We start from the raw sequence: 7,016 nt of genomic DNA on the forward strand, positions 1-7,016 counted from the left end.
CCGCCCCCGCCTCGCGGCTCAGCCGCTGAAGATAGGCGTTGACGGTCGCCACCTGCGCCGGGTCGTCGGGGGCGGAGAGGAGCTGCCGCACCCGGAGGTCGAGGGCCGCCGCCGCCGGCAGGAAGCCGAACCGCTCGATGGCGCCCTCCAGGCTCTGGGCATAGATCTCGGCCCGCTGGCGGGCATCCCCGGCCAGGCTCTCGGCGACGCGGGACTCCGCCACCTCCCCCGCCTCGACCACGACGAAGAGGGACGCGGCCGCCAGGGCGGCGAAGAGCAGGGCACGGGCGGCCCTGACGAGGGGGAAAGGCATGGCGGTCCGCTTCGCCGGTTCAGGCCGACAGGCTCCGGACCGATCACGGAGACGGGCCGGTTCGACGCGCGATCCTCATCCCGGGGTGCCGGCGGGCAGCGGGCCTCAGGATGAGACGAGGCGACAGGATACCCGCCGGGAACGGGGCGCGCCAACGGCCTTGGCGGCCCCGATCCCGGCGCGTCCTCAATCGGTCGTCAGGCCCTTCATCTCCACCTGCTCGAAGCGGTGCTGCTCGGCGGTGACGAGGGCGGAGAGGTCGCGTTTCAGGGCGTTGAAGGCGGCCGAGGCGCTGTCGCGCGGGCGCGGCAGCTCCACCCGCAGGTCGCGCTTGATCGTGCCGGGGCGGTAGGTCAGCACCACGATCCGGTCGGCCAGATAGATCGATTCTTCGATCGAGTGGGTGACGAACACGATGGTCTTGGCCGTAGCCGCCCAGATCCGCAGCAGCTCGTCCTGCAGCGAGCGGCGGGTCAGGGCGTCGAGGGCGCCGAAGGGCTCGTCCATCAGCATCACCGGGCTGTCGAGGGCGAGCACGCGGGCGATCGCCACCCGCTGGCGCATGCCGCCGGACAGGTCCTTGGGGAAGCGGTCACGGAACTCGGCGAGCTTGAGCATGTCGAGAAGCTCGGCCACCCGCGTCTCGATGGCCGCGCGGGCCATGCCCTTGATCTCCAGACCGAAGGCGATGTTCTGCGCCACCGTCATCCAGGGAAACAGGGCGTATTCCTGGAACACCATGCCCCGGTCGGGGCCGGGCTCGGCCACGGCACGGCCCTCGACGGTGATGCCGCCGCGGGTGGGGTGGGAGAAGCCGGCGATGGCGTTGAGCAGGGTCGACTTCCCGCAGCCCGAGGGCCCGAGGAGGCAGACGAACTCGCCCCGGTTGATGGTGAGGTCGATGTCCTTGAGGGCGACGACCTCGCCGCCCGGGACGGCGAAGACCTTGTCGACGCCGGTCACCACGATGTGCGACGGGGCGCCGGAAGCGACGGGACCGGAGACCGGCATGGCGCGCTCCGTGACGGCCGCAATGGGATGAGGTTGCACGGACATGGAGGACCTCACGATTCCAGGCCGCGATGCCAGCGGAGCAGGTGGGAGTTGAGGCGGCTGACCGCCATGTCGATGAGCAGGCCGAGCGCGCCGATGGTCAGCATCCCGGCGATGATCTTGTCGGACCAGAAGTACTCGCGCGCCTCCAGGATGCGGAAGCCGAGGCCGTTATTGACCGCGATCATCTCGGCCACGATCACCACGATGAAGGCGGTGCCGATGCCGATCCGCGCCCCCGACAGGATGTAGGGGGTGGCCGCCGGCAGGATCACCCGCCGGAAGATCGTCATACGGCTCGCCCCGAGGCTGCGGGCGGCGCGGATATAGATGCCGTCCACGTGCCGCACGCCGGCGATGGTGTTCATCAGCACGGGGAAGAAGGCGCCGATGGCGATGAGGAACACCGCCGGGGCGTTGCCGAGGCCGAACCACAGGATCGAGAGCGGGATATAGGCGATCGGCGGGATCGGCCGCAGCACCTGCATCAGCGGGTTGACGTGGCGGTAGATCACGTCGCTCGATCCCATGAACAGGCCGAGCGGCAGAGCGAGCCCGGCGCCGACGACGAAGCCGACGACCACGCGGTAGAGCGAGGCGAGGGCGTCGTGCAGCATCTCCCCCGAGAAGAGCCACGCCAACCACGAGCCCTGGGCCGGGTCGTAGGCTTCGAGGGGCGCGAGATAGGCCCACCACCGCACGGCGACCGCGGCCGGCGAGGGCAGCACCATCGGGTTGACCAGCCCGGCCGAGCAGGCGAGCTGCCAGATCGCCAGGATGCCGAGGGGAACGGCGAGGCCTTCGGCCAGCGCCCTCAGGCGATGCGTCTGCATGGCTTGCCTCCCCTCACTTCGCGCCGGCCGAGGCCTTGGCGGCCTCCAGCAGGTCGAGCTTCACCCAATCGGTCGCCTTGGCCGGCTTCGACATCTTGCCGATGCCGTGCTCGGCCATGACGTCGGTGGTCTTCTGGATGTGGTCGGCGCTCATCTCCAGGGTGTAGGGCGAGTTGGCGAGCGCCTCCTGGAACTCTGCGCCGGTGACCTGCCCCTTGAACACGTCCTGCGTGACGAAGGTCTCCGCGGTCTTGGGATCGTCGATGAAGGTCTTCTGAGCCTTCACGAAGCATTCCATGAACTTGGCCGCGACCTTGGAATGATCCTTGTAGAACGTCTCGGTCATCACCAGGGTGCGGATCGGCGTGCCGACCGGGGTGTCGTAGGGCTTGATCACCTCGACGCCGAAGCCCCGGGCGATGGCCTGGGACGATTGCGGCTCGGTCTGCATGATCGCATCGACCTGCTTCTGCAGCAGCGCCTGGTTCAGGTCGGGATAGCCGAGATAGATCAGGTTGACGTCCTTGGCCTTGAGGCCGTGCTTGGCCATCTCGGCGCCGAGCAGCACCTCTTGGATCGAGCCGCGGGTGACGCCGACCTTCTTGCCCTTGAGGTCGGCCGCCGACTTGATGCCGGAATCCGGTGTGGCGAGCAGGCGGGCACCACCCTTGGCGAAGCCGCCGACGATGTAGACCGGGGCGCCGTTGCCGCGCGCCGAGATGGCGGCCTCCGAAGCGGTGGCGCCGACATCGAGTTCGCCGGCGAGCATCGCCTGCATGATGTCCGGCCCCTTGGCGAAGATCTTGAGATCGACGGTCAGCCCGCAGGACTTCGCGATCTCCTTGACGTAGGAGACGCCGGCGAAATGGGCGAGCTTGAGGTTGCCGACCCGCACCACTTCCTGGGCGGAGACGACGCTCGGGACGAACAAGGTCGCGGCGGCGAGGGCGGCGAGACGGAGGCGTTGGAGCAAGGCGCTTCTCCCTGATGGCCCGGCTCTGCGGCCGGTCTGATTGACCCCACCGCTCTTGCAGCACGCATGCCAGCCATGCAGGAGCCGCCTGACATCATGCAAGCCGCTGCCGAAGAAGGATTTTTCCGGGCGCTTCGGCCGACAGCCCGATCTCCGAGCGGCGGATTTCCGCCGCCGGCCCAGGTGCGATGGCGGATTTCCGCCGCCGCCGACCCTGCAGAGGACAGGCCGCCCTCGGCCGACGCGCCGTCTCGGGCGGCCTCAACCGTCGAGCGGCACGAGGACGATGGCGTCCCCTTCGAGGCGGGCCTGGACCGCCTGTCCGCGGCGGGCGGCACCGAGATCGTCGGCGGTCTTGTAAAGGCCGTCGATGGCGATGAGTTCCGGCTCGAACTTCCGGGCGAGGATCCGCGCCCCGGGATCCCCCACCGCTCCCGCGATCGCCCGGCCGCGCAGGGCGCCGTAGACGTGGATCGAGCCGCCGGCGATTACCTCCGCCCCGGAGGCCACCGAGCCGAGCACCGTCACGTCTCCCTCGAGATGCTGGATCACCTGCCCCGAGCGCACCGGCGCGTCGAGGACGAAGGAGCGCGGCCGGGGTGCCGTCGGCGACACGAGCGCCGGAGCGGCCGGCGCCTCGGCGGCGGCCGGCGGCGCGGCGCCGGGCTCGGGCGGGGCGATGTCCTCCACCGGCTTTCCCCCCACCAGCGGCGGGGGGAAGCCGGGTCCGAGCGAGGTCGGCCCGATCCCCTCGATGCCGAGAATCGTGATCGAGCGCCGGTTCAGTTCCTCGCAGAGGGAGGCGAGGTCCGAACGCTCGAAGCGCAGGCCGGTCACGTCGAGGATGATCGCCCGCACCGAGAAGAAGGCGGGCGCCCGCTGCTTGAGGGCATCGAGTTCGGCCAGCCATTCGTCGACCGGCGGCACGGGCGCCAGCACCATGGCCAGGAACGAGCGGCCGCGGAAGCGGATCGGAGGACGGTCGGTCACGGGCGGAGTCGCAGCGAAGGAGTCATGCACGACAGCTTATGGCAGATCGCGCGCCGCGCCGCGCGGGGGCACGGCGTCCTCAACAGCAATCACGATTCCGCCGTCCGCAGGAGACATCGCATGAGGGGGCGGCGGACGTCGCTCTTGCCGGATCGGCCTTCACCTTATATTGCGACGCGATACCGCCCGAATCCGTAAACTGGCGTCACGACCGTCCACACGGCCCGCGACACGGCGCTTTATGGCCGGGCTCCAAGTTTTCCGAACGCTTCCGAGATCTCCGATGAAGCTGCGCAACATCGCCATCATCGCCCACGTCGACCACGGCAAGACCACGCTGGTCGACAAGCTGCTGCAGCAGTCCGGCACCTTCCGCGAAAACCAGCGGGTCGAGGAGCGGGCGATGGATTCGAACGACCTCGAGAAGGAGCGCGGCATCACCATCCTCGCCAAGGCGACCTCGGTCGTCTGGAAGGACACCCGCATCAACATCGTCGACACCCCCGGCCACGCCGATTTCGGCGGTGAGGTCGAGCGCATCCTGTCGATGGTCGACGGCGTGATCGTGCTGGTCGATGCCGCCGAGGGCCCGATGCCGCAGACCAAGTTCGTGGTCGGCAAGGCGCTCAAGATCGGCCTGCGTCCGATCGTGGCCATCAACAAGGTCGACCGGCCGGACGCGCGCATCAACGAGGTCGTCAACGAGGTGTTCGACCTGTTCGCGGCCCTCGACGCCACCGACGAGCAGCTCGACTTCCCGATCCTCTACGGCTCCGGCCGCTCCGGCTGGATGGCGACCTCGCCGGACGGCGACCAGTCGGAAGGGCTCGCGCCGCTGTTCGACCTCGTGCTGGAGCACGTGCCCCAGGCCAAGACCGAGGACGGCCCGTTCCGGATGCTGGGTACCCTGCTCGAAGCCACCCCCTTCCTCGGCCGCATCATCACCGGCCGCATCGCCTCGGGCACGGTGAAGCCGAACCAGTCGATCAAGGTGCTGGATCGCGAGGGCAAGGTGGTCGAAACCGGCCGCGTCTCGAAGATCCTCGCCTTCCGTGGCCTGGAGCGCGCGCCGATCGACGTGGGTGAGGCGGGCGACATCGTCTCCATCGCCGGCCTGGTGAAGGGCACGGTGGCCGATACCTTCTGCGACCCGCAGGTCGAGACCCCGATCCAGGCCCAGCCGATCGATCCGCCGACCGTCACCATGTCCTTCATCGTCAACGACTCGCCGCTGGCCGGCACCGAGGGCGACAAGGTCACGAGCCGCATGATCCGCGACCGCCTGTTCAAGGAGGCCGAGGGCAACGTCACGCTCAAGATCGAGGAAGCCGCCGACAAGGATTCGTTCTACGTCTCCGGCCGCGGCGAGTTGCAGCTCTCGATCCTGATCGAGACCATGCGCCGCGAAGGCTTCGAGATCGCCGTGTCGCGTCCCCGCGTGGTGTTCGAGAAGGACGAGAACGGCGGCATCCTCGAGCCCGTCGAGGAAGTCGTGATCGACGTGGACGAGGAGCATTCCGGCGTCGTCGTTCAGAAGATGAGCGAGCGGAAGGCCGAGATGCTGGAGATGCGGCCCTCGGGCGGCGACCGCCTCCGCCTCGTCTTCCACGCCCCGACCCGCGGCCTGATCGGCTACCAGGGCGAGCTGCTCACCGACACCCGCGGCACCGCGATCATGAACCGGCTGTTCAAGGCCTACGAGCCCTACAAGGGCGAGATGCCGGGCCGGCGCAACGGCGTGCTGATCTCGAACGACAAGGGCGAGGCCGTGGCCTACGCCATGTGGAACCTCGAGGATCGCGGCCCGATGATGATCGAGCCCGGCTGGAAGGTCTATCAGGGCATGATCGTCGGCGAGCACAACCGCGAGAACGACCTCGAAGTGAACGTGCTCAAGGGCAAGAAGCTCACCAACATCCGCACCACCTCGAAGGACGAGGCGGTGCGCCTGACGCCGCCGATCAAGATGACGCTGGAGCGCTCGCTGGCCTGGATCCAGGACGACGAGCTGGTCGAGGTGACGCCGAAGTCGATCCGCCTGCGCAAGGCCGTGCTCGACCCGAACGACCGCAAGCGCGCGGAGCGGGCCAAGGACGCGCTCTCGGCCTGATCCGTCCAATCTCCGACCGACAACGAAAAGGCCCCGATGCGCAACCGCATCGGGGCCTTTTTTGCGCGTCGGGTCGCGCCTCCGGGTTCAGGCCGCGCGCACCGTTTCGAGGAAGAGGCGGACCTGGCCGTCGAGACGCTCGGATTGCTGGGACAGCTCCTCGGCCGAGACCAGCACTTGGCTCGCCGCCGCTCCCGTCTCCTCGGCCGCCACGGCGACGCTGGCGACGTTGCCGGTGACGGCGCCCGTCCCGGCCGAGGCCTCGGAGACATTGCGCACGATCTCCTGGGTCGCCGCTCCCTGCTCCTCGACGGCAGCGGCGATGGTCCCGGCGAGCCCGTCGATCTCCCGGATCCGCGCCGCGATGTCGCCGATGGCCGAAACGGCCTGCCCGGTGATGCTCTGGACCTGCCCGATCTGCGAGGAGATCTCGTCGGTCGCCCGCGCCGTCTGGTTGGCCAGTTCCTTGACTTCGGCAGCGACGACGGCGAAGCCGCGTCCCGCATCGCCGGCCCGGGCCGCCTCGATGGTGGCGTTCAGCGCCAGCAGGTTGGTCTGTCCGGCGATGGTGGAGATCAGGCCGACCACGTCGCCGATCCTGGCGGCGGCGGCACTCAGATCCTGCACGAGCTGGGCGGTGCCCTCCGCCTCGACGACGGCCTTCTGCGCCAGCAGCGTCGAGCCCGTGACCTGCCGCGCGATCTCCTGCACCGAGGCGCCGAGTTCCTCGGCCGCCGCGGCGAC

6 protein-coding genes and 1 pseudogene are annotated in these 7,016 nt (G+C 69.1%); 1 reads left to right on the plus strand and 6 read right to left on the minus strand.

Going from position 1 to position 7,016, the window contains the following annotated elements; genetic code table 11:
* The 5 genes and pseudogenes from MZTS_RS23730 to minC all read right to left on the minus strand — a co-directional run.
* Nucleotides 1–313: pseudogene (locus MZTS_RS23730) on the minus strand (sensor histidine kinase); the annotation flags it as partial.
* Nucleotides 314–499: 186 nt separating this feature from the next.
* A complete protein-coding gene (locus MZTS_RS23735) occupies nt 500–1,369 on the minus strand; it encodes an ABC transporter ATP-binding protein (protein ID WP_009865199.1) in 870 nt (289 codons plus the stop codon).
* Between the two features lie 8 nt (nt 1,370–1,377).
* On the minus strand, nt 1,378–2,199 hold the full coding sequence (locus MZTS_RS23740) for an ABC transporter permease (RefSeq protein ID WP_192285730.1): 822 nt from the start codon (nt 2,197–2,199) through the stop codon (nt 1,378–1,380).
* A gap of 13 nt (nt 2,200–2,212) precedes the next feature.
* On the minus strand, nt 2,213–3,172 hold the full coding sequence (locus MZTS_RS23745; protein ID WP_192285732.1) for an ABC transporter substrate-binding protein: 960 nt from the start codon (nt 3,170–3,172) through the stop codon (nt 2,213–2,215).
* A 261-nt stretch (nt 3,173–3,433) separates the two neighbouring features.
* The gene (gene minC, locus MZTS_RS23750; RefSeq protein WP_192285734.1) at nt 3,434–4,162 is read right to left on the minus strand and encodes a septum site-determining protein MinC; all 729 of its coding nucleotides are present in this window, start codon (nt 4,160–4,162) and stop codon (nt 3,434–3,436) included.
* A 283-nt stretch (nt 4,163–4,445) separates the two neighbouring features.
* Here minC and typA point away from each other — a divergent pair, with 283 nt between their 5' ends.
* On the plus strand, nt 4,446–6,272 hold the full coding sequence (gene typA, locus MZTS_RS23755) for a translational GTPase TypA (protein ID WP_192285736.1): 1,827 nt from the start codon (nt 4,446–4,448) through the stop codon (nt 6,270–6,272).
* 87 nt (nt 6,273–6,359) lie between these two features.
* On the opposite strand, the gene MZTS_RS23760 is transcribed toward typA, so the two are convergent.
* Nucleotides 6,360–7,016 (minus strand): methyl-accepting chemotaxis protein (locus tag MZTS_RS23760; RefSeq protein ID WP_246482253.1); only part of this gene is annotated, 657 nt, incomplete at its 5' end.

Source organism: Methylorubrum zatmanii (assembly GCF_014845115.1).
Taxonomy (GTDB): domain Bacteria; phylum Pseudomonadota; class Alphaproteobacteria; order Rhizobiales; family Beijerinckiaceae; genus Methylobacterium; species Methylobacterium zatmanii.